This is a genomic window from Streptomyces himalayensis subsp. himalayensis (assembly GCF_013778455.1).
Classification (GTDB): Bacteria; Actinomycetota; Actinomycetes; order Streptomycetales; family Streptomycetaceae; genus Streptomyces; species Streptomyces himalayensis.
In genome coordinates this window covers 54,076-73,287 of the sequence record NZ_JACEHE010000006.1, presented here as the reverse complement: position 1 = coordinate 73,287, position 19,212 = coordinate 54,076, and the positions used below count along the sequence as shown (strand labels likewise).

The following is a 19,212-nucleotide window of genomic DNA, read 5'->3' as shown; positions in this document are numbered from 1 at the left end:
CTGGGTGCTTCCGGGCGGCGGGCAGTCGGCGGACCGACCGGCCGGACGCGTCGTCCTGCCTACGCCTGCGGCGGGTTCGGCTTGAGTACTGCGAAGACCGCACCGGCGGTGTCCGCCAGCCACGCGATCTTGCCGACTTCCGGTACGTCCTCCGCCGGCATCAGGACCGAGCCGCCGTTCTCCTCCGTCTTCCTGACGGTCTCGTCGGCGTCCGCGACCGCGAAGTACGGGACCCAGCTCGGCCCGCGACCGCCCTCCTGGAGCGCGGCCACCCCGCCGAAGGACGTGTCCTGCTGGTCCCCGTGCTCGAGGCTCAGCACCCGGTACGTCATTCCGGGCGCCTGCATCTCCTGCGAGCGCCAGCCGAACAGGCCGTGATAGAAGCCGATCCCGGCCACCGGGTCGGGTACGTGGAGCTCCACCCACACCAGGGTGTTGTCCTCGGACGCCTTCTCCAGCCCTCCCTGCGGCGTGCCCGGCTGCAACACCGCGAACTGCGCCCCCTGCTGGTCGGTGAACTGGGCCATCCACCCCTCGCCCATGACCTGCATGGGCGCCACCCGCACCGTGCCGCCGCCCTGCTCGGCGGCCTTGGTCGTGGCCTGGACGTCATCGGTCCGGAAGTACACCGTCCAGGCGCTCGTCGCGCCCTCCTCGGTGAGCGGCCCCAGTGCGGCGACGGTCTTGCCGTCCTTCTGGAAGAACCCGTACCCGCCGGCCTCGGGCCCGGCAGAGACGAACTGCCAGCCGAAGACGGCGCCGTAGAAGGCGGCCGCCCTGGTGGTGTCCGGACTGCCGAGATCGATCCAGCAGGGTGATCCATGGGTGAAGTCTGTGCCGAGCATGCGCGCCCTCCATCGGCTCTGCGGGACCACCGCTCCGCGGCCCCGTATGACCCCCGCAACGATGCCCATGTCCACCCGTCCCACCCTGGCACCCGGCGCGGCGGGCAGCCGGATTCACCCTTTGGGGTGACGCGCAACGAGAAGCCAACTCACAAGCGAGCAGGTGTCAGCGGTCCTTCATTGCCTGACGGACCGCCGACCGGAGAAGCCGCTCAACACCGACCGCGTACCGGGGCCGTAAGGTCGCAAATTCGTTGGACAACACGCGCACCCATGGTGATCGTTGGCGGCATGGAGCCGGATCAGATCTGGGACGTCAATGCCGCCGAGCGCTATGACACGCCGGGTACGGGTATGTTCGCGCCGGAGGTCTTGGGGCCGACCGTAGACCGCCTCGCTGAACTCGCAGGCGACGGGCGGGCGCTCGAGTTCGCCATCGGAACCGGGCGCGTTGCGGTTCCGCTCGCCGAGCGAGGGGTGGCCGTGACCGGTATCGAGATGTCACTCCCGATGATCGACCGGCTGCGAACGAAGGCGGATGAAGCGACGATCCCAGTGATCGTCGGTGACATGGCGACTGCCCTCGCCCCGGGGGAGTACACGCTCGTGTATCTCGTCTACAACACCATTTCCAACCTGCTCACCCAAGCCGAGCAGGTCGCGTGCTTCCGCAATGCCGCCCGCCACCTCACACCCGGCGGGCGGTTCGTGATCGAACTCTGGGTGCCTGACCTGCGCAGGCTCCCACCGGGTCAGCAAGCGACGGTCTGGGGTGCCGAGCCCGGCTACATCGGCTTGGACACGTACGACGTTCTGCGGCAGCACGTCGTATCGCACCACTTCAGGTTTGATGAGAGCCGGCAAGCGCAGCTGTTCCGCAGCCCGCACCGCTACATCTGGCCGGCCGAGCTCGACCTCATGGCTCAGTTGGCCGGGTTCGAGGTGGAGACCAGGCACGCGGACTGGACCGGATCCGACTTCACTTCCGAGTCGCGTTCCCACGTTTCCGTTTACCGGATCCCGCCGGATCAGTAGGCAGTTTCGTTTGGATCACCGGGCGGACCAGAGACAAGGGCCCCGGGCGTGCAGTCGGGCCCGAACGGTCGCCCGTAGATGTCGCGACATCGGGCAGCATTGCCGGAGGTGGCCGCGTCCCACGCGCGTCAACACCGACGCCACTGGGCGGGTACGGGAGCAGGTGGTGGCGCTGTTGGCGTAGGGCACCGCGCTACAGCAACGAGCAGCGTGACGACGATCCCGCCGGCCACGACGAACAGCGTGGTGCGGATCCCGTCTGCGGTCGCGATCCGCAGGCGCTCGCCGGTGAGGTCGTCGAGACCCGCGGTGGCTACCAGGACAAGGATGGCGAGGCCCACCGCGGCACCGACTCCGGAGCCCGTGGAGGCGACCCCTGAGGCGATGCCCTGATCTCGGTCCGACACCCCAGTCGCGGCGGTGATGAACATGGTGGTGAACACCACGCCGTCACCGATGCTGAGCGCCACGAGTCCTGGGATCAGTTCGACGTACGAGCCGTCCGGCGAGATCGCCAAGCCGAGCGCCACGGCGCCGATCGCCCCTATGCCAAGCGCGGCCACCAGCGTGGCTCTGAGTCCCATGCGCGTCACAATCTGGCCCGCCATCGTCGAGCCTGCCACCACCACCGCTGTGGGGATCAGGAATCCGGCGCCGGTTTGCAGGGCGTCGTAGCCGAGGATCTCTTGAAGGTAGAGCGACAGGAAGTAGAGGACAGAGCCGAAGGTCGCCATGAACATGAATGCGATGACGACGCCGGTGATGAGATTTCGGTTCGAGAGCAGCCGAGGGGGCATGAGCGGGTCGGAGCTGCGGCGCTCGATCAGCGCGAATGCTCCGATCAGTAGCAGACCGGCCACTGCGCTGATGAGAATGCCTGGAGAAAGCCAGCCCAGCCCGGGTCCTTGAACCAGAGCGAACACGATCAGGGTGACGCCCAGAGTGACAGTCAGCGCGCCAGGCAGATCGAACTTGCGGCCCTTCTCGCGTTCACCGTCGGGCGGGATCAGTACGAACGCAAGCAGCAGCGCCGGAACCGCCAAGGCGACGTTGACCAGGAAGACCGCTTCCCAACCGAAAGCCCGAGTCAGTAGTCCACCGAGCAACACGCCGATCACAAGGCCGGCCGCGCCCGCACCACCCCAGATACCCAGCGCACGGTTGCGCACCTGACCTTCGGGGAACGTGGTGTTGACAAGCGCCAGAGTGGTGGGGAAAACCAAGGCTCCGCCAAGTCCTTGAATCGCGCGGGCAGCGAGCAACATGCCTGGCCCGGTGGCGAGCCCACCCGCAAGTGACGCTCCGGCATAGAGAACCAGCCCAGTCGCCAGGATCCTGCGTCGCCCCAGCAGGTCCGCCGCACGACCGCCGAACAGCAGGAAGCCGGCCGAGGCCACCGAGTAAGCGCTGATGACCGTCTGGAGCGTTTGCGCTGAGTAGCCCAAATCGCGTGCGATGTCAGGCAGTGCCACCACCACGATGTACTGGTCCAGCGAGACGATCAGCATCGCGAACGACAGCAGCGCCAGTGTCGCGGTCTCACGGTTCCAGCCGAGACTGCCCGGCGCTGATGAGGCTTCGGTAGATGGCACGGCAGCACTCCTGGTCGACCGAGCACGTACGTTCCTGCCCCGGCTTCGCATATTCGGCCGAGCGGGCACCTACCACTTCGGGGGCGGTGCCCAACGAGCACGAGCACCAAGACCATAAGGACCGTGGGTACCAGTCGAGCCAGCGACACCCCATGTGAACCAAATTGGCCACGCAGATCCGTAGGGGCTCTCCGAGCAGTTCCAGCGCCTGCGCGGTCGCGGTGCGCGGGGGCGGCGGGAGTCGCTTCGTCGCACGCCGCGAGCGCTGTCAGCTACGGTGCTTGAGGGGCTGGCGGAAGAAGCCGCACGGTCAGCCTCCGGCGTCATCCCTTGACGACGCCGAGCGGGTGCAGGCGGGCGACCAGCCGGGCCAGTCCCGCGCCTTCGGTGGCGGTGGCGACCGCGTCGACGTCCTTGTAGGCGCCGGGTGCCTCTTCGGCCAGTCCCCGCCAGGAGGACGGTCGTACGGCGATGCCCTGCGACTCCAGCTCGCTGCGGAGTTCCTCACCGCGGACTCGGCGCAGCGCCTGGTGGCGGCTCCACACCCGCCCCGCGCCGTGGCAGGCCGACAGGAACGCGTCGTTCCCGGGGGTGCCGACCATCACGTACGAGGCGGTGCCCATGGTGCCCGGGACCAGTACGGGTTGTCCGGCTCCGGCGAGATCGTCCGGCAGGCTGGGGTCGCCAGGCGGCAGCGCCCGGGTGGCGCCCTTGCGGTGGACGCAGAGCCGGCGCTGCACGCCGTCCACCTCATGGGTTTCGATCTTCGCGGTGTTGTGGGAGATGTCGTACACCAGGTCCACGTCCACCCCCGCCGCGACGGCGAAGGCATGGCGTGCGGCCTCGGCGAGCAGCTGACGGTTGGCGCGCGCGTAGTTGGCGGCCGCTGCCATCGCCCCGAGATACGCACGGCCGGGCGGCGAGACGACCGGCACGCAGGCCAGCTGCCGGTCCGGGATGTGGATGCCGTAGGCCCGCAGCGACTGGTCCATGACGCGGACGTGGTCGGTGCACACCTGGTGCCCCAGGCCCCGCGAGCCGCAGTGGATCATCACACAGACCTGGTCGGGCCGAAGGCCGAAGGCGGCCGCCGCCTCGGCGTCGTACACGCGGTCCACGGCCTGCACCTCCAGGAAGTGGTTGCCCGAGCCAAGGCTCCCCACCTGCTGAAGCCCCCGCTCCACCGCCCGCTGCCCGACCTGTGACGGATCGGCCCCGTCCAGCACTCCGTAGTCCTCGCAGCGCGCCAGGTCGCGCGGCACACCGTGGCCGCTCTCGACCGCGTACCGGGCGCCGCCGACCAGCAGCTCCTCCATCTGCGGACGGCCCTTGAGCTTCCACAGCCCGCCGCGTCCCATGCCGCGCGGGATCGTGTCGCCGAGGATGTCCATCAGCGTCCGCATGTTCGGGGCCAGCGGATCACACTCGATGTCGGCGGCCAGCAGCCGGACGCCGCAGGAGATGTCGAATCCCACCCCGCCCGGCGACACCACACCCGCGTCGTCGATGTCCGTGGCGGCCACACCGCCGATCGGGAAGCCGTACCCCCAGTGCACGTCCGGCATGGCGAAGGAGGCCCGGACGATGCCTGGCAGCGTCGCCACGTTCGCCACCTGCTCCAGCGCCTTGTCCCCGGCGGCCTGCGGCAACAGGTCGCGCGTGGCGAAGACGACCCCAGGCACCCGCATCGGATCCTGCTGGTCGATACGGAAACGGAACGGGCCGTCCTGGACCAGCGTGATGTCCATGCTTCGAGCGTACGTGCGGCGGTGTCGCCGAAGCACCGTTGGATCAGGGAAAGCCGTACCGCCCCCGCAGACGTACAAAACGGGCCGCCGTCAGCAGCCGCCCCTCGTCCAGCCCGGAAGCCGTGCGCCGGAACGACACGACCTCCTCGTCGCCGCCGTGACCGATGGGCTGCACGAGGCGGCCCCCGAGCCGCAACTGTTCGATCAGCGGCGCGGGGACCTCGGGGAAGGCGGCGGACACGATGACGGCGTCGTACGGAGCACGGTCGGGCACGCCGCCGCTGCCGTCCCCGACCCGCAGTTCCACGTTCCGGATGCCCTGGGCTGCCAGGTTGCGCTCGGCCTGGGCAGCGACGTCCGGCCACATCTCGATGCTCACCACGTCGGCGGCCAGCCGGGCGAGCAGCGAGGTCTGGAAGCCGAGACCGGTACCGACCTCCAGTACGTGCTCGTCCCCACCCAGCTGGAGGCTCTCGATCATCATGGCCGACAGCGACGGCTGCGTGGTCACCTGCTCATGACCGATCGACACGGGTACGTCGTCGTAGGCCGCAGCCGCACGGCCGCTGGGGACGAAATGCTCTCGCGGCGTCGTACGCACGGCCTCGAGCAGACGTTCATCAGTGATCCCTGCCGCGCGGAGGGCCCGTACGAGATCCTCCGGGGTACGAGCAGGATCCCGCGAGTGCACTGGGGGCGGGCCGGGATCAGGCGTGATCGACCAGCTGCAAGAACCCCTGCTGGCGGGCGCAGTGCGCGCAGCAGAAGAACTGCCCGTCGCTCTGCAGCCCGTGGCCGAGGATGCGGCACTGACAGTTCACGCACGTCGGGGCCATCCGTTGGGCCGCGCACTCGATGCTGTCGAAGACGTGGACGGCTCCCTGCGCCCGTACCTCGAACGACATCTCGTAGTCGTTGTTGCAGACCTCGCACACTGCCATGAAGGTTCACTCCTCGATGTACTGCGGTCATCGGGCCGCACTCGGTTCGCCCGGGCTCGGCTCCCGCTCGGAAAAGGTTGCTCGCGATCCGTCTTCCACGGGCCAGGAGTGCGGATGCGCTCCGTGCTCAGGGATCACACGGCTGGGGCGGCAGATGCCGCCGTGCGCAGGGATCACGGCACTCATACGTCGAGTGGGCCCTCACACGTCGAGCGGGCCCTCATACGTGTCGAGCGGGCCCTCACACATCGAGCGTCACGGAGCAGGTCCAGCCTTCGGGGCCGTGAGTGAAGTCCAGCTCGTGCAGCGTGACCGCCTTGGGCGCCGCCCCTGTCACGGGAAATGATGAGGCGTCAGCCATATGCAGACCGGCTCGCAGACCGTCGGGCGTCTCGGTGAGCTCCACGTCGACCGGTGCCTCGTCCGCGGTGTCGAGCCAGTACACGACCTCCTCCAGCAGGGCCACGAGCAGGTCTGCATCACTGTCCGCCCGTACGACCACGTCCCGCCTGCGGACACCGGTCGCGCCCGCCCCCGACAGATCCAGGAACGATTCGCAGACACCCCGCACCGCGTGTGCCAGACACTCCTCGCGGGTCGGGGCCCACGCCTCCACCCGCAGGTCCGCGGTGTGCGGCACACCGCGGTGTCCGGCGTGCCGTGCACTGTCTTCCGGATGCATCACCCAGCTCCCCGCCACGATTGCCTGCTCTGTACCTCCCATCGTCGCCCCTTCACCGGGATGTCACACTCGCCGCCCGGCGGCCCCTCTTGGACGGCGAAGACACCCCAGAACTGAGAGGAAAGCCAGTGAAGCTCGTCGTTTTCGGAGCGAACGGTCCGACCGGACGGCAGGTCACCCAACAGGCGCTCGCCGAAGGCCACACGGTCACCGCCGTCACACGCCGGCCCGACACCTTCCCGTTGGAGGACCGGCGCCTGCACGTGGTACGCGCGGACGTGCTCGATGCGGCTGCGGTCGAACGGGCCGTGGCCGGTCAGGACGCGGTGATCTCGGCCCTCGGCGTTCCCTACAGCCCGGACCCCGTCACGGTGTACTCGGAAGGCATCACCCACATCACACAGGCGATGACGAAACAGGGCGTCCGACGCCTGGTCTGTGTCACCTCGACCGTGCTGTTCGGGGTGGAAGCGCCCGGGGAGGGCTTCTTCTTCCGCAAGGTGCTCGAGCCGTTCATCGTGCGCTTTCCCGGGCGCACGGTGTACGACGACATGCGGCGCATGGAGGAGATCGTGCGCGACTGCGACCGCGACTGGACGGTCATCCGTCCCGCCGGTCTCTTCGACACGACCGCCGTCAGCGACTACCAGGTCGGCGACGCGCGCCTTCCCGGCCGGTTCACCTCGCGTGCGGATCTCGCGAACGCGCTGCTGCGCCGGGCAGTGGACGGCGGTCATGTGCGTACGTTCATCGATGTGCGCACCACGGAAGGGACACCGAGCCTCCTCGACCTTCTCCGGAAGGAGGCGGTCGGCGGCAAGAAGAAGGAGGCGGAAGCCGGCAAGAAGAAGGAGGCGGTCGGCGGCAAGAAGTAGGTGCGCCGATGCGGCTCAGAGGCCGCCCACTGAACGCCGGAACAGCCGAGGCAGACTGCCCTCCGACGGCAGATGGATCCATCCCTCGATCTCGGCGGTGGCCCGGTCCTGCTCCTCGGGCAGCTCGGTGAGTCCGAGTGCGGCGGCACGCGCCACCAGCGCCGCGATCAGCGCGTCGAAGGCGTGCTCGCTGCGGTCGTACAGCTCACGGACGCCCGGATCGCACCGGAGCTGCGGTGCCGCGCCCAGCAGGACCTCCATGGAGCGCGGGCTGCCGAGACCCCAGCGGAGCCGGGCGGCGGCGGGGTAGACCTCGACGACACTGCCCGTTCCAGTCCGCTCCACCTCCAGCCCCCGGGCGGCCAGCGCATCTGCAAGGTGCGCCCAGCGGGCGGTGGTGGCGCCGAGCCGGTCGAAGGACACGGACAGCGGCGGACGGGCCCCGGCTCCCAGTGCCCGGTGGGTCAACAGGTCGGTACGGCGTAGGCGCAGCGTGGCCCGGTGCGTGGTGCTGTCGGTGCCCCGCCCGGGCCACGGCCTCCCGGCGGCATGGGCGGAGACGGCCTCCACGAAGGGGATCGGCCACCCGAAGGGACAGTCGACCCCTGCGCGGTCACCAGGCTGGAGCCCGCCGAGGAGCCCAAGCAGATCCTCGTCGGTGCACCGCAGCCGCGGCGGCTCGACCACAGCGGTCGATGCCTCCCAGACGACCACGGCGGCCGCGGTGGTCCGGGGGCCGGCGGCAAGGTCGATGCCAAGGGTTCGCACGAGGTCATCATGACGGAGGCCACGGTCGGTGTGGCGGCCGGCAGGGTACGTACCCGCCGCCGACCACCATGTCCCCGCGGCCGCCACTGCTCCTATCGGCGGCTGACCGCTTCGGCTTCGGCCCTCCGGCCGATCCGCTCCCGGACCAGTGACACCGCGACGACCAGTGCGGCAAGCAGCACCGACAGCAGCACCTGGATCCGCCCACCGCCGTCACCGTCGTCGGTGAGCATGTAGCCGAGCACGAACACGATCAACGTGATGGTCGCCCATGTCAGATACGGGAACAGCCACATCCGGACGACCAGCTTCTCGGGGTCCTCGCGCAGGATGATCCCGCGCATCCTCAGCTGCGAGAAGCAGATGACCAGCCACACGAAGAGCGCGATAGCGCCGGATGAGTTCAGCAGGAACTGGAAGACCGTGTCGGGCCACAGGTAGTTGAAGGCGACCGCGACGAAGCCGAAGGCGACGGACGCCAGGATCGCGGCCCCCGGCACACCCCGCGCGTTCGTCTGTGCGAAGGACTTCGGGGCGTCGGCGCGTTGGCCCAGTGAGAAGGCCATCCGGGAGGCGGTGTAGAGGCCGGAGTTCAGACAGGAGAGCACAGCGGTGAGCACGACGACGTTCATGACCTGGCCGGCGTGCGGGATGCCGATCGAGTCGAGGGCCGCGACGTACGAGCCCTTCTCGGCGATCGCCGGATCGTTCCACGGCAGCAGGCAGACCACGACGAAGATCGAGCCCAGGTAGAAGACGCCGACCCGCCAGATCACGCTGTTGGTGGCCTTGGCGACCGCGCGCTGCGGGTCGGCGGACTCACCGGCGGCGAGGGTGACGATTTCGCTGCCCATGAAGGAGAAGACGACGAGCAGCACACCGGTGAGGATCGCGCTCGGCCCGTTCGGCAGGAAGCCGCCATGCGCGCTGAGGTTGCCCAAGCCGGCCGAGGCGTTGTCGGAGCCGGGCAGCACACCGAAGACCGCCAGGCCGCCGATGACTATGAAGGCGGCGATGGCTGCGACCTTGATGCCCGCGAACCAGAACTCGAACTCGCCGAAGGAGCCGACCGAAACCAGGTTCGTTGCGGTGAGCACGACCATCACGATCAGAGCCCACGCCCACTGCGGAACGGCCGGGATCCATCCTTCGAGGATCACGGCACCGGCGGTCGCCTCGACGGCGAGTACCACGACCCAGAAGAACCAGTACAGCCAGCCGATCGAGAACCCCGCCCATCGGCCGAGCGCCCGGTCCGCGTAGGCGGAGAAGGAGCCGGAGCTGGGGTTGGCCGCGGACATCTCGCCGAGCATCCGCATCACGAGGACGACCAGGGCGCCGACCAGGGCGTAGGACAGCAGGATGCCGGGACCGGCGGCCGCGATGCCGGAGGCGGATCCCACGAAGAGGCCGGCGCCGATGACGCCGCCGATGGCGATCATGGATAGATGGCGGTTCTTGAGTCCGGCCTGCAGGCTTGAGCGCTGGGGAGGTTGACCGTCCGTGGGGGGAGGAGATGCGGAGGCCACCGGGCTTGGGGGACGTGTAGTCATCTGAAGTTCCAATGAGTTGGGGGGACTGCCAATGAGTTGGGCGGACTACCAATGAGTTGGGGGACTGCCAATGAGTTGGGTCGGCGGATGAGGCGCGGCACCACGGCTCGGATCGCCGGACAGCGGGTGAACGGGTGGGCGGGCCGGGGCATCTCAGCAGTCGGTGATCGCGGCCCTGATGCGTTCCCCCTGATGCGTGTGGCAAGTGGTGCATGCACGGCCGCGCGTTTTGGGATTCCGGTGCCGGGAACGGAGCGTTACCCCACGTCTGTTTTTCGCTCCTCCTCCTTGTGAGAGGTGAGCGGTATCACTTCAGAGTGGGATTTGAGCAGCGTATTAGGGGGGATGGGGTGGTTTGCTTGTGATGGGGGACGAAGTTCACGCCGGACTGCTGTCCAGCTGAACAATGCCGACACCGGGTCACAGGACACAGGAGATAAGAGACTTGCTTGACGCCGGGCCTGCGCACCGCAGATCAGCGCACCGCGGTTCCGGATCAGGTGGCGGGCGGCAACCGCAGCTGAAGCATGGCCAGCAGCCGCTGCTCAGGGCGGCTCAGGTCGAGACCGGTCAACTGCTCGGCCCTGCGGATCCGGTAGCGCAGCGTGTTGGGGTGCACATGCAACTGAGCGGCGGCTACCCGTACGTCGCCGAAGGCATCCAGGTAGGCGAGGACCGACTCGGCCAACCGCCCCTGGTGCCGACTGTCGTGTGCGACCAGCTCGGTCAGCCGTGAGTCCCGTATGTCGGCGTGCGCGGAGAGCAGCGTCACCAGTTCGCTGACAAGCACCTCCGCCTCGATGTCGGCCAGTGCCGCGACCGTGGTCCTGGTGACGTCGACGCTCGCCATGGCGTCGAGGATGCGGTCGGCCTCGCGGCGTGACTCGGGTACGCGGGCAAGTCCCGGCACAATGCAGCCGACCGAGCCCCGCAGCGACAGGCCAAGGTGGCGGTGGGCGGCATCGGCGATCTCGTGCCCCCAGGCCCGCAGTGTGGCGACGTCGATGCTGGGCGGCAACTGCGGCAGGAGCACGTAGATCCGGGGATCGATCCGCGTGACCAGGGCGCTGCGATGGTGAGCGGCTGTGTGCACCGAGATCAGGTTGGTGACCTCGGTGCGGGTCAGCTCCGGCGTGGTGACATCGGCCGCCTCGTACGAGAAGCCCAGGACCGCGCTGGGGCGTGATGCGTCCAGTCCCAAGTGGGTGGCGAGCGGCTGGGGTCTGGTGCTGCCCTCCAGGAGTCCGGCCAACAAGGTCCACGTGAGCGTCAGGTCCGGGGAAGGCTCCCGGCGGCGGCGTACCAGGTGGAGCGCGGCGACGCGCGCCGCGCCCAGCAGCGCCTGGTCCGAGCGCTCGGTCAGGGGCACGGAGCCCTCCTGCACCCAGATGGTGCCCAGTTGCCGATTCCCGGAGCGGATGGCCACCGCGAGGCGGCGGCGGATGCCCAGCTCGGGGTGGCTGTCGATGCGGATGACCTCGTCGGAGGCGCGCAGTCGCTGGAAGACTCCCCAGTCGCGCAGCTTCGCCAGATACGCTTCCGGGCCCTGCCAGCCCAGAATGGAGAGCCGCCGCAGATCGTCGACCTCGTCGGGGTCCGTGGAACGGGAGTAGGCCAGCACGCGGTTGGCGGTGTCCTCGATGCTGACGATGCCGCCGGTGAGAACGGCGGTGGTCTGGGCCAGCGAAAAGAGGTCGCCCTCATCGATCCCCTCGCCGGGGTGACCCGGCGGCGCATCGTCGAGGGCGGCGCGGGCAAGGGCGTTCACCTGCTCCCAGCGGGCGTCACCGCGTACGGAGAGCAAGGCGACCCCTGCCTCCACGGCAGTCTCGCTGAGGGCGCCGGCCTGCTCGGGGGAGTCCACCTTGACCGCGACAGCGGCGGCTCCGTCGCGCCCACCGGCACGCAGCGCCGGGAACGCGGCGCGGCCGCGGGCGCCTATGGCGAGGACCAACTCGCCAGGACGGAAGGCTGGAGGGTCCTCGGGATCGAGCAGGGCGACGCTGCGGATCTCGACATCCAGTCCGGCGGGAGCGGTCTGCAGCTCGACCAGCGGTTCACCCAGGGACATCAGCAGCTGGCGCAGGCTTACGCCGGGGACGGGGACGGGGACGGGGACGGGGACGGGGCCGGGGCCGGGGCCATGGCCGGTGCCGGTGCCGGATGGGGGTTCCGCGGCGGCTGGATCCATGGTCGGCGCCTTTGCTCGGTTTGGTGGCCCTGGCTCATGTGGTTGATGGCCTGGTAAGCGCCGTGCGCCGTGCGCCGTGCCGGCCCGCGCCGTGGGGTGGGAAGCATGCAGTGAACGCAGCGCTGAGTCGATGCGCGTGTCAGCCGTGCCATCCGCACAGATGCTAACGGGTCGGGCAACGGGGACGGTCGGGCAAGCAGTGTCGGTCGGAGCCCCCGGGTGCCCCCGGGCTCCGCTGGCCCGACGTGGTGGCAGGCGCACGGGAAGCACCGCCGTGTCGGCCGTGTCCGCCGTGTCGGCCGTGCCGCGGGCTGTGTCCGCCATGCCGTGGGCCGTGTCGGCCGTGCCGCGGCTCCAGGGTGTCTCGCCGGTTGTGAGGCAGCCCGTCGTCCGTTGGCCGAACCGCAAACACGACCTTGCCGATGCAAGGCCGATAGCGTGAGAGGACGGACTGCGTACGGCGAAAGGCAAGGCTGGTTCCTCATGCGGATGATCTTCGAACCCGAGGAAGAGGACGAGTACGAGGCGGCGTCCAGCCTGCTCCTCGACCGGTTCGAGCGGTGGGCCCGAGAGGAGGGCCTGGACGCCGATATGTTCGTCGCCGAAGCCGCGCTGGACTACCGCCACCGCGGCACACCTGACGGCAGACTGGGACTGTGGGAACCGCGCCACGTCGACGAATTCCTGCTGGAGTGGCTACCCCGGACGGTCACCGTACTGCCCGATGAGGAATTGGCCGACGCCCCGGGCACCCTGCGCGCCCTGCTCCGCTACCTGAACGCCGCCCACCTCGCAGATCCCCGGGGCGCAACCCTCGCCGAGTGCCTGGCGGCCGTGGATGCCGCGGCACCCCGCTATCCAGATGAGATGGCCGACCGCAGTCGCTGGGGCTTGTCGAAGTTCTGGGTCACCACCGCCGCCGAGCAGGGCGTCGACGTTCACGACGAGCAGGCCATGCAGGACTTCGTGGAGCGGGCGCAGCGCGGCGAGGTGCCCCACGATCGTGACGTCCTGGACGCCATCGTCCAGCGGCACCTGAGGCGCGGCCTCGGGCCCGTGTCCCGGGCCGAGCCGCAGCTGCCCGTCACCCTGCCCGGCGACGATGTGCTGCGTGAGCAGGCCGAGCGGTCGCCGGTGCTGGGGTGGCTGCGTGGCCTGACCGAGTGGGCCGGGCGGGACGGCCGGGCGCTCACCGGCACCGGCAGGCTGCGCCTGGCTGATGCGCGCGAACTCGTCGAACAGCTGGGCACCGGCGATGCCACCGCCGGGGTCCGTTCCTCCGGGGACCTGCCGCGCCTCGGCCTCGTACTGGAGTGGGCGAAGACGGCCAGGCTGGTACGGGTCGCCAAGGGACGGCTGTACGCGGTGGCAAAGGCCGAGCCGCTGCTGAGGGACCCCCTGGCACTGTGGCGGCGTGCTTTCGAAGCGTTCTTGGAACTGCGCAGGCCACTGATCGGCCCGCGCAGCGGCTGGCATGTGGAATCCATGCTCTTCGATGCCTGCGACGACGTCCTGCCCGATGTCCTGGCCACCCTCTACAGCCTGCCGCACCCCATGCCGTGGCCCCGGCTGCGGGACTCCGTCCACCTCGCCATCAGGGACCGGACCGGCTTCCAGCTGGGCGGCTTCGGCGGGCACTCGATATGGTCCGAACACGCCGACCGCGATCTGCGGACGGTGCTGGCAGCACTGGAGGACCTGGGAGCCGTCGCACGCCACCGGGACATGGCCGACCGGGTGTTCCTGGACGTGGCGCTGGACGTGCCGCTGGACGTGCCTCTGGACGAGGAGATCCCCGAGCTGCCACCCGCCGGGATGCCGCTGGAGGTCGCGCAGCTACTCGGCGCCGCCGCCCCGGACGAGGGTGCCGCCGCCGAGCGGGCCGAGCAGCTGAGAGCCGAACTGACCGCGGGGCCAGTCGAGTTGATTCAGCTCACCGAGCTCGGAACGGACTCCGTACGCCGGCGGCTGCTGGCGGAAGGCCGGGACGCCCCGCTGGTCGGAGAACTCACGCAGGCTCCCGCGGCGGGTCTGCTGGGCGTCCTCGTCGACCACTACGACCCGGAATCGGCCCGCGCGGAGCTCGCCGCGTGGATCGCGGCCCACTGCGACTCGCAGGCAGCGGACGATGCGCAGGCAGCCGACGACGCGCAGGCAGCGGGCGATCCTTGTGCAGCGGGGGTTCCACACGCAGCGGGCGACCCGCGCGCAGCGGTGGAGCAGCTCACCGATGCGGTACGGGCCATGCCGTTCCGCACCCGCGCCGAAGCCATGCTGGACGCCCTCGTCGAGGCGCTCGACGACGGCGAGACCCTGCTGCGAAGCCTGCGTACGGATCCGTCGCTGGCCCCCACCGCACTCAGCGTCCTGGTACGCCGGGACATCCTCGACGCCGAGGACCTGACCGAGCCGGAGGCGCGGCTCATGGTCGCCGAGAGCCTGCTTCAGCTCCTTGAAGCGGCCGGTCCTGACGGGGTGATCGAGATGCTGCGCAGCCAGGGCCCACAGGCCCGGGACACTCTCGAGGCAGCTCTCGCCTCCCGCCACCCGGACCGGGCGGGCATCGCGGAACTCAGGACCGTCGCCGGGCGCGCGCTGCGCAAGCCGAGCGCACGCATCGGCCGCATCGTCCAGCAGGGGCCGCACGGCAGGGGCCGGGGGGCACGGAGGGGAGGCAGGCGGCGGCGCTGACACGGGCGGGCGAGGCAACCCGGTGGCTGCCTGAATTCGGCGACGCGTCGCTGACACCACCCGTGTACAACCGAGCACGTAGTGGCAGTCACCGGCAGGAGCTGACAGTTATCCCGCAGGTGTCAGAGATCGTCGGGCCACAGAAGAAACGCCGTGTGCCCGGTCAGGGGGCGCACCATCCGGAAGTGTCGGCGGTCCAGAGTCAGGATCGAGTCCGTGTGGTACTGGGATGCCATGACCACGTTCATGGTGTCCGTGAGGCCGATCTGCGGATGCCGCCGCATCGTCACCAGCGCGGTCGACAGGTGCGGCTCGATCTCGGGCACTGCGTACCGCCGAACGGCAACGCGGTCGCGAATGTGGGCGAGCGCACCATGTGCTGCCTCGGGGCCGATCCGCGTGCTCAGCAGATAGTCGAGCTCGGCCAGCACCAGAGGCGTCACGACCAAGTGGGCTGCGGCGGCCACCGCCTTGCGGCACTGCCGGTGCTCTGGGTCGCTTCCGTCGTAGTACGCGTACAGTCCCGACGTGTCGGCGATCAGGACGGTCACTCGCTGAACCCCTGCAGGTAGTCGCCACGTCCCGCTGACCAGTCAACGGCGGATCCGCTGCGGAAAACGGGGGCCTCGTCGTCCTCGCCCATGGGGTCTGTCGGGTACGCGGCGATGCGCTCGCCGTTCTCGTCGCCCACCGGAGACAGTATGGCGACCGGCCGTCCGTTCTTGATCACTGTGATGCGCTCGCCGCGTTCGGCAGCGGCGAGGATTCTTGAGGCGTTCTGGTTGAACTCTCGCGCGGTCGTTTCCATGTAGTACAAAGTACTACAACCGCCCGATCCGGGCGGCTCTCTGCCTCACCTGTCGGTGAGCTCGGAGAGCCAGGCCGTGTCCTCCGCGCCCGGCGCACCGGGGCCCGGCTCGGGCAGCCAGCGCATCTCGCCCGTGCCCAGAGCGACGGTGGCCCGCGGCCGCATCGGCCCATCGCTCCTGCGCGCGAGCAGGACGAGCTCCCATACCGTCGCAGTCATCGTGTCGAGCCGGGCGGCACAGTCGGCGGCGACCCACTGCGGATCCCTGGTCCGGCCCAAGGACAGATGCGGGGTGAAACTCTTCCCGCGCCCACGACAGCGCGGAAACCGCTGCTGCAGCGCGCGGCACAGGCCCGCCCACGGTGCCTCGCCGGCCGCCGCAGGGTCGAGCCACACGGTGAAGTACGCCCGGTGTCGAAAGGTGCGCACCCCGTCCAGCCGGGCCGTGAAGACCGGCGTCTCGGCCGTTGCCGCGGCGAGCAGGGGCGCCGCCCGCTCGAAGTCGGACTCGGGCACGAAGCCGAAGAGCAGATTGACGTGCGGCGGCCAGCGGTGGAGCTGTGGATCGTAATCCCTGCGGATGTCCTGGATCGGCGGCCACAGCTCCGAAGGCGGGATCCAGGCCACCGCCGTACGGGGGGTCGGGTGTACGTCCAGGGCGGCGGTGGGCTCGCTCCGGCCGTAGTCCGGGTCGCGGCTCACTTCGGCTTCCAGACCGTATTGGTCACCGTAGTGGTCCGACGCGTACCGGCCCTCCGGGGCCCGCAGGCGGAGCGGGCCCCGCACCCGGCCGGCGCTCGACGCGTCGATGCGGTCCACACCAGTGGCCCGGTCCCAGACCACCTCGCCGTCCGCCTCGATGAACACCACCCGGTGCCATGGGATGTCGCCCCCGGGTACGAAGGAGGTCAGCGCGATGCGCTTGGGGGCGTCCCCACGCTGGCTGATCCCCAGCACGAACCGGGCCGGGTCGAACCGCGGGTCCCAGCGGACCCGGTGATAGATCTCGTCGCTGGTCCGCATCACGCCTCCTCTCTCGCCCTCACACCTTCTCTTCTTCCAGGGTGCCGCGCCCGCGCTGTCCTCCCGATGCCGTCGCCGCCAGGCTCACGCTCCGCCGGTGCCCGGCTCCTGAATGAAACTTTGTGTGCAGATGTGTTGACCTCTGTTCGAGTCCTCTTCTAGTTTGCGGGAGCCATCCAGCCGCCGGTCTGCGTCCGCGAGGGTTCGCGAGCGCAACTGTTCAGAAAGGGATGTCGTGTCACGAAAGAACCATCGCCGGACAGCTTGCCTCAGTGCATTGCTGGCCTGCGTCACGGCATTCGGCGGAGCACTCGCCTCCCCCGCATCCGCCTCGCCCGCCTCCCCCGAAGCGGCGGTGCCGCCCGTCAGCGACTTCCACGGGGTCAACTGGGCCGACCCGCGCGACAACTACGCCGATGACGCGGTCGTGCCCTCGGGCCTGTCCACCTCCGACAGTTACGCCACCGTCTACGCCAAGTCCGAGGCGATCATCGACGGGTTCGCCAAGCTCGGCGCCAACACCGTCCGGCTGCCCGTCAACCCCACCTCCGTGAACGGCCCCTTCTGGAAGTCGTACCGGGGAGCGATCGACGCCGCCACCGACCAGGGCTTCAAGGTCATCCTGGGCTACTGGGAGGCCGACAACGCCAAGGACGGCAAGATCGACAACCAGGCGAGCTGGGACCAGATGTGGGCCCGGATCACCTCCTCGTACGTGCGCAACTCCAAGGTGTACTTCGAGCCGATGAACGAGCCGTTCGGCTACACCTCCCAGGAGTGGCGCGACATCGCCGCGAAGTGGGTGACCACCCACAGCAACGTGCCCCGCGACCGGATCCTCATCGGCGGCTTCAAGTACAGCGAGGACGTCAAGCCCGTGTGCGCCGACAGCCGGCTCGACGGCACCCGGCTGGCCCTGCACAACTACGGCTTCTGGCACACCGACTGGACCAGCGTCGACCAGTGGAAGCAGGACTTCAAGCAGCGCATCGGCGACTGCGCCTCGCGCACCATCCTGGACGAGTTCGGCGCCACCATGACCTCCGGCCTGAACTACAACGGGCCGATCAACGGCTCCAACGAGATCGCCTACATCCAGGCGGCCACCGACACCATCCGCGAACTGGGCCTGGGCTCGGTCTACTGGCCCGGCCTGCGCAACGGAGACACCTACTCCCTCACCACCCTCCAGGGCACGGGCACCGACCTCAGCCTGAAGGTGAACAACCAGAGCGGGCTGGACCGCCTGCACTGGGCCTGGAGGCAGTAACCGGCGTGACCCCGGAGCGACCTCGTGGCTCAGCAACGAGGTCGCTCCGGCGCGTGGCGAGCGGACGGTCAGGTAGTGACGGCGCCGGCGCTCCTCAGCATCTGGAGCGGGAGCAGGCTGCACAGGCGCGGGAGGTTGCCCGTATCGAGCGGGAGTTGGCTAAGAGGCCGCGCGGATAGGCGCTCGACAGGGCGGCGTTGAGGACGCGCGGTCCAGCTGGGCTCAGTGAGTGAGCCGTCGCGGGCTCGGCCCTGATGCCATGTTGCGTGACCAGCAGAGAGGAGCACACCCGTGACGGAGGCGACGTCCTTCCTGCTCGAACGCCTGCACGCGGCCGACCTGACCGACGTCGTCGCGGTCGAGCCAGCCACTGGAGGCCTCGCCGCGACCGCGGGGCTCGCGCGCCGCGGTGACGGCACGTCGGTGTTCGTCAAGGCGTTCGGCGAGCCGCCGTCGGACGACGCCTTCGCCGCGGAGGCCGAAGGGCTCACCGTGCTGCGCGAGGCGGGCGGCGTCGCCACGCCCGAGATCATCCTCACGGACCGCGACCTGCTCGTGCTGTCCGTGCTGCAGCCCCGGCCGGGCACGGAGGCCTTCTGGGAGCAGCTCGCGTATGCGCTCGCCCACCTGCACACCACCACGCGGTACCCCCGATTCGGGTGGCACCGGGACAACTGGCTGGGCCGCCGTCGGCAGGTCAACACCTGGAATGACGACGGGTTCGAGTTCTTCGCCCAGCACCGTCTGCTGCGCTGGCTCGGCGAGCGTCGCGTCCAGGAGGCGCTCGACGCCGCGGACCGGGCGGCGCTGGAGCGGCTGTGCGACCGGCTGCCCGAGCTGCTGCCGGTCAGGCCTGCGTGCCTGACGCACGGCGACCTGTGGGCGCTGAACGTCATGGCCACCCCGACGGGCGGCCCGCGCTGATCGACCCGGCCGTGTCGTACACGTGGGCCGAGGTCGACCTGGCCCACCTATGGACGACGGCGCCGCCGCCCGAGGCGCATGTGTTCTTCGAGCTGTACGCCGAGCTGACCGGGCTCGACCGCGACTGGCGCGAACGGATGCCGATCCTCCAACTACGCCAGCACCTGGCCGTGATCGCCCAGTTCGACCCCGACTGGGGCGCCACCGACCTCGTGCGCGCCACGCTCGCCCCGTTCCGGCAGCGGCCCTGAGCTCAGCTCAGAAGA

15 protein-coding genes and 2 pseudogenes are annotated in these 19,212 nt (G+C 69.6%); 5 read left to right on the top strand and 12 right to left on the bottom strand.

The window, feature by feature from the left end; translation table 11 throughout:
- Positions 1-59: 59 nt before the first annotated feature.
- Positions 60-845 (bottom strand): VOC family protein, encoded by a 786-nt coding sequence (locus H1D24_RS12070; protein ID WP_181657462.1) that lies wholly within the window; start codon positions 843-845, stop codon positions 60-62.
- A 291-nt stretch (positions 846-1,136) separates the two neighbouring features.
- Here H1D24_RS12070 and H1D24_RS12065 point away from each other — a divergent pair, with 291 nt between their 5' ends.
- Entirely contained in the window at positions 1,137-1,880 is a 744-nt protein-coding gene (locus H1D24_RS12065) for a class I SAM-dependent methyltransferase (protein WP_181657686.1), read from the top strand.
- A 128-nt stretch (positions 1,881-2,008) separates the two neighbouring features.
- Here H1D24_RS12065 and H1D24_RS12060 read toward each other — a convergent pair whose 3' ends face one another.
- From H1D24_RS12060 to H1D24_RS12040, 5 genes are all read right to left on the bottom strand, one after another.
- Positions 2,009-3,472: an MFS transporter gene (locus tag H1D24_RS12060; RefSeq protein WP_309484286.1), complete on the bottom strand. Its 1,464-nt coding sequence runs from the start codon at positions 3,470-3,472 to the stop codon at positions 2,009-2,011.
- Positions 3,473-3,795: 323 nt separating this feature from the next.
- Positions 3,796-5,220: an RtcB family protein gene (locus H1D24_RS12055; RefSeq protein ID WP_181657460.1), complete on the bottom strand. Its 1,425-nt coding sequence runs from the start codon at positions 5,218-5,220 to the stop codon at positions 3,796-3,798.
- A 43-nt stretch (positions 5,221-5,263) separates the two neighbouring features.
- Positions 5,264-5,911: a protein-L-isoaspartate(D-aspartate) O-methyltransferase gene (locus H1D24_RS12050; protein WP_181657459.1), complete on the bottom strand. Its 648-nt coding sequence runs from the start codon at positions 5,909-5,911 to the stop codon at positions 5,264-5,266.
- Positions 5,912-5,927: 16 nt separating this feature from the next.
- Positions 5,928-6,161, bottom strand: a complete 234-nt coding sequence (locus H1D24_RS12045) for a metallothionein (RefSeq protein WP_181657458.1) — start codon at positions 6,159-6,161, stop codon at positions 5,928-5,930.
- Positions 6,162-6,402: 241 nt separating this feature from the next.
- Positions 6,403-6,843 carry an archease gene (locus tag H1D24_RS12040; RefSeq protein WP_181657457.1) on the bottom strand — a complete coding sequence of 147 codons (441 nt, stop codon included), beginning with the start codon at positions 6,841-6,843 and terminating at the stop codon, positions 6,403-6,405.
- Between the two features lie 128 nt (positions 6,844-6,971).
- On the opposite strand from H1D24_RS12040, the gene H1D24_RS12035 reads away from it, so the two are divergent.
- Positions 6,972-7,718 (top strand): NAD(P)-dependent oxidoreductase, encoded by a 747-nt coding sequence (locus H1D24_RS12035; protein WP_181657456.1) that lies wholly within the window; start codon positions 6,972-6,974, stop codon positions 7,716-7,718.
- Positions 7,719-7,733: 15 nt separating this feature from the next.
- Here the strand turns inward: H1D24_RS12035 and H1D24_RS12030 are convergent, their stop codons facing one another.
- The 3 genes from H1D24_RS12030 to H1D24_RS12020 form a co-directional block, all read right to left on the bottom strand.
- The gene (locus H1D24_RS12030) at positions 7,734-8,486 is read right to left on the bottom strand and encodes a DUF429 domain-containing protein (protein ID WP_181657455.1); all 753 of its coding nucleotides are present in this window, start codon (positions 8,484-8,486) and stop codon (positions 7,734-7,736) included.
- Positions 8,487-8,578: 92 nt separating this feature from the next.
- The gene (locus H1D24_RS12025) at positions 8,579-10,039 is read right to left on the bottom strand and encodes an amino acid permease (RefSeq protein WP_181657454.1); all 1,461 of its coding nucleotides are present in this window, start codon (positions 10,037-10,039) and stop codon (positions 8,579-8,581) included.
- Between the two features lie 496 nt (positions 10,040-10,535).
- The gene (locus tag H1D24_RS12020; protein ID WP_258564014.1) at positions 10,536-12,230 is read right to left on the bottom strand and encodes a helix-turn-helix domain-containing protein; all 1,695 of its coding nucleotides are present in this window, start codon (positions 12,228-12,230) and stop codon (positions 10,536-10,538) included.
- 438 nt (positions 12,231-12,668) lie between these two features.
- Between H1D24_RS12020 and H1D24_RS12015 the strand changes: the two genes are divergently transcribed.
- Complete coding sequence (locus H1D24_RS12015) at positions 12,669-14,921, top strand: hypothetical protein (protein WP_181657453.1); 2,253 nt, start codon at positions 12,669-12,671, stop codon at positions 14,919-14,921.
- Between the two features lie 122 nt (positions 14,922-15,043).
- Here the strand turns inward: H1D24_RS12015 and H1D24_RS12010 are convergent, their stop codons facing one another.
- The 3 genes and pseudogenes from H1D24_RS12010 to H1D24_RS12000 form a co-directional block, all read right to left on the bottom strand.
- Positions 15,044-15,472, bottom strand: a complete 429-nt coding sequence (locus H1D24_RS12010) for a PIN domain-containing protein (RefSeq protein ID WP_181657452.1) — start codon at positions 15,470-15,472, stop codon at positions 15,044-15,046.
- Positions 15,469-15,729: a type II toxin-antitoxin system Phd/YefM family antitoxin gene (locus tag H1D24_RS12005; protein ID WP_181657451.1), complete on the bottom strand. Its 261-nt coding sequence runs from the start codon at positions 15,727-15,729 to the stop codon at positions 15,469-15,471. Before H1D24_RS12005 ends, H1D24_RS12010 begins: the two co-directional genes overlap by 4 nt.
- 81 nt (positions 15,730-15,810) lie before the next feature.
- Positions 15,811-16,752: pseudogene (locus tag H1D24_RS12000) on the bottom strand (RNA repair domain-containing protein); the annotation flags it as partial.
- Between the two features lie 235 nt (positions 16,753-16,987).
- Between H1D24_RS12000 and H1D24_RS11995 the strand changes: the two are divergent.
- Together H1D24_RS11995 and H1D24_RS11990 are read left to right on the top strand one after the other, a co-directional pair.
- Positions 16,988-18,022 carry a glycoside hydrolase family 5 protein gene (locus H1D24_RS11995; protein WP_181657449.1) on the top strand — a complete coding sequence of 345 codons (1,035 nt, stop codon included), beginning with the start codon at positions 16,988-16,990 and terminating at the stop codon, positions 18,020-18,022.
- A 291-nt stretch (positions 18,023-18,313) separates the two neighbouring features.
- Positions 18,314-19,197 (top strand): annotated as a pseudogene (locus H1D24_RS11990) (fructosamine kinase family protein).
- Positions 19,198-19,212 lie beyond the last annotated feature (15 nt).

Excerpts from the sequence above, each read along its gene's own strand:
- H1D24_RS12070 (WP_181657462.1), bottom strand. The coding sequence starts at position 845 with ATGCTCGGCACAGACTTCACCCATGGATCACCCTGCTGGATCGATCTC.
- H1D24_RS12065 (WP_181657686.1), top strand. The coding sequence starts at position 1,137 with ATGGAGCCGGATCAGATCTGGGACGTCAATGCCGCCGAGCGCTATGAC.
- H1D24_RS12055 (WP_181657460.1), bottom strand. The coding sequence starts at position 5,220 with ATGGACATCACGCTGGTCCAGGACGGCCCGTTCCGTTTCCGTATCGAC.
- H1D24_RS12045 (WP_181657458.1), bottom strand. The coding sequence starts at position 6,161 with ATGGCAGTGTGCGAGGTCTGCAACAACGACTACGAGATGTCGTTCGAG.
- H1D24_RS12040 (WP_181657457.1), bottom strand. The coding sequence starts at position 6,843 with ATGCATCCGGAAGACAGTGCACGGCACGCCGGACACCGCGGTGTGCCG.
- H1D24_RS12025 (WP_181657454.1), bottom strand. The coding sequence starts at position 10,039 with ATGACTACACGTCCCCCAAGCCCGGTGGCCTCCGCATCTCCTCCCCCC.
- H1D24_RS12020 (WP_258564014.1), bottom strand. The coding sequence starts at position 12,230 with ATGGATCCAGCCGCCGCGGAACCCCCATCCGGCACCGGCACCGGCCAT.
- H1D24_RS12005 (WP_181657451.1), bottom strand. The coding sequence starts at position 15,729 with ATGGAAACGACCGCGCGAGAGTTCAACCAGAACGCCTCAAGAATCCTC.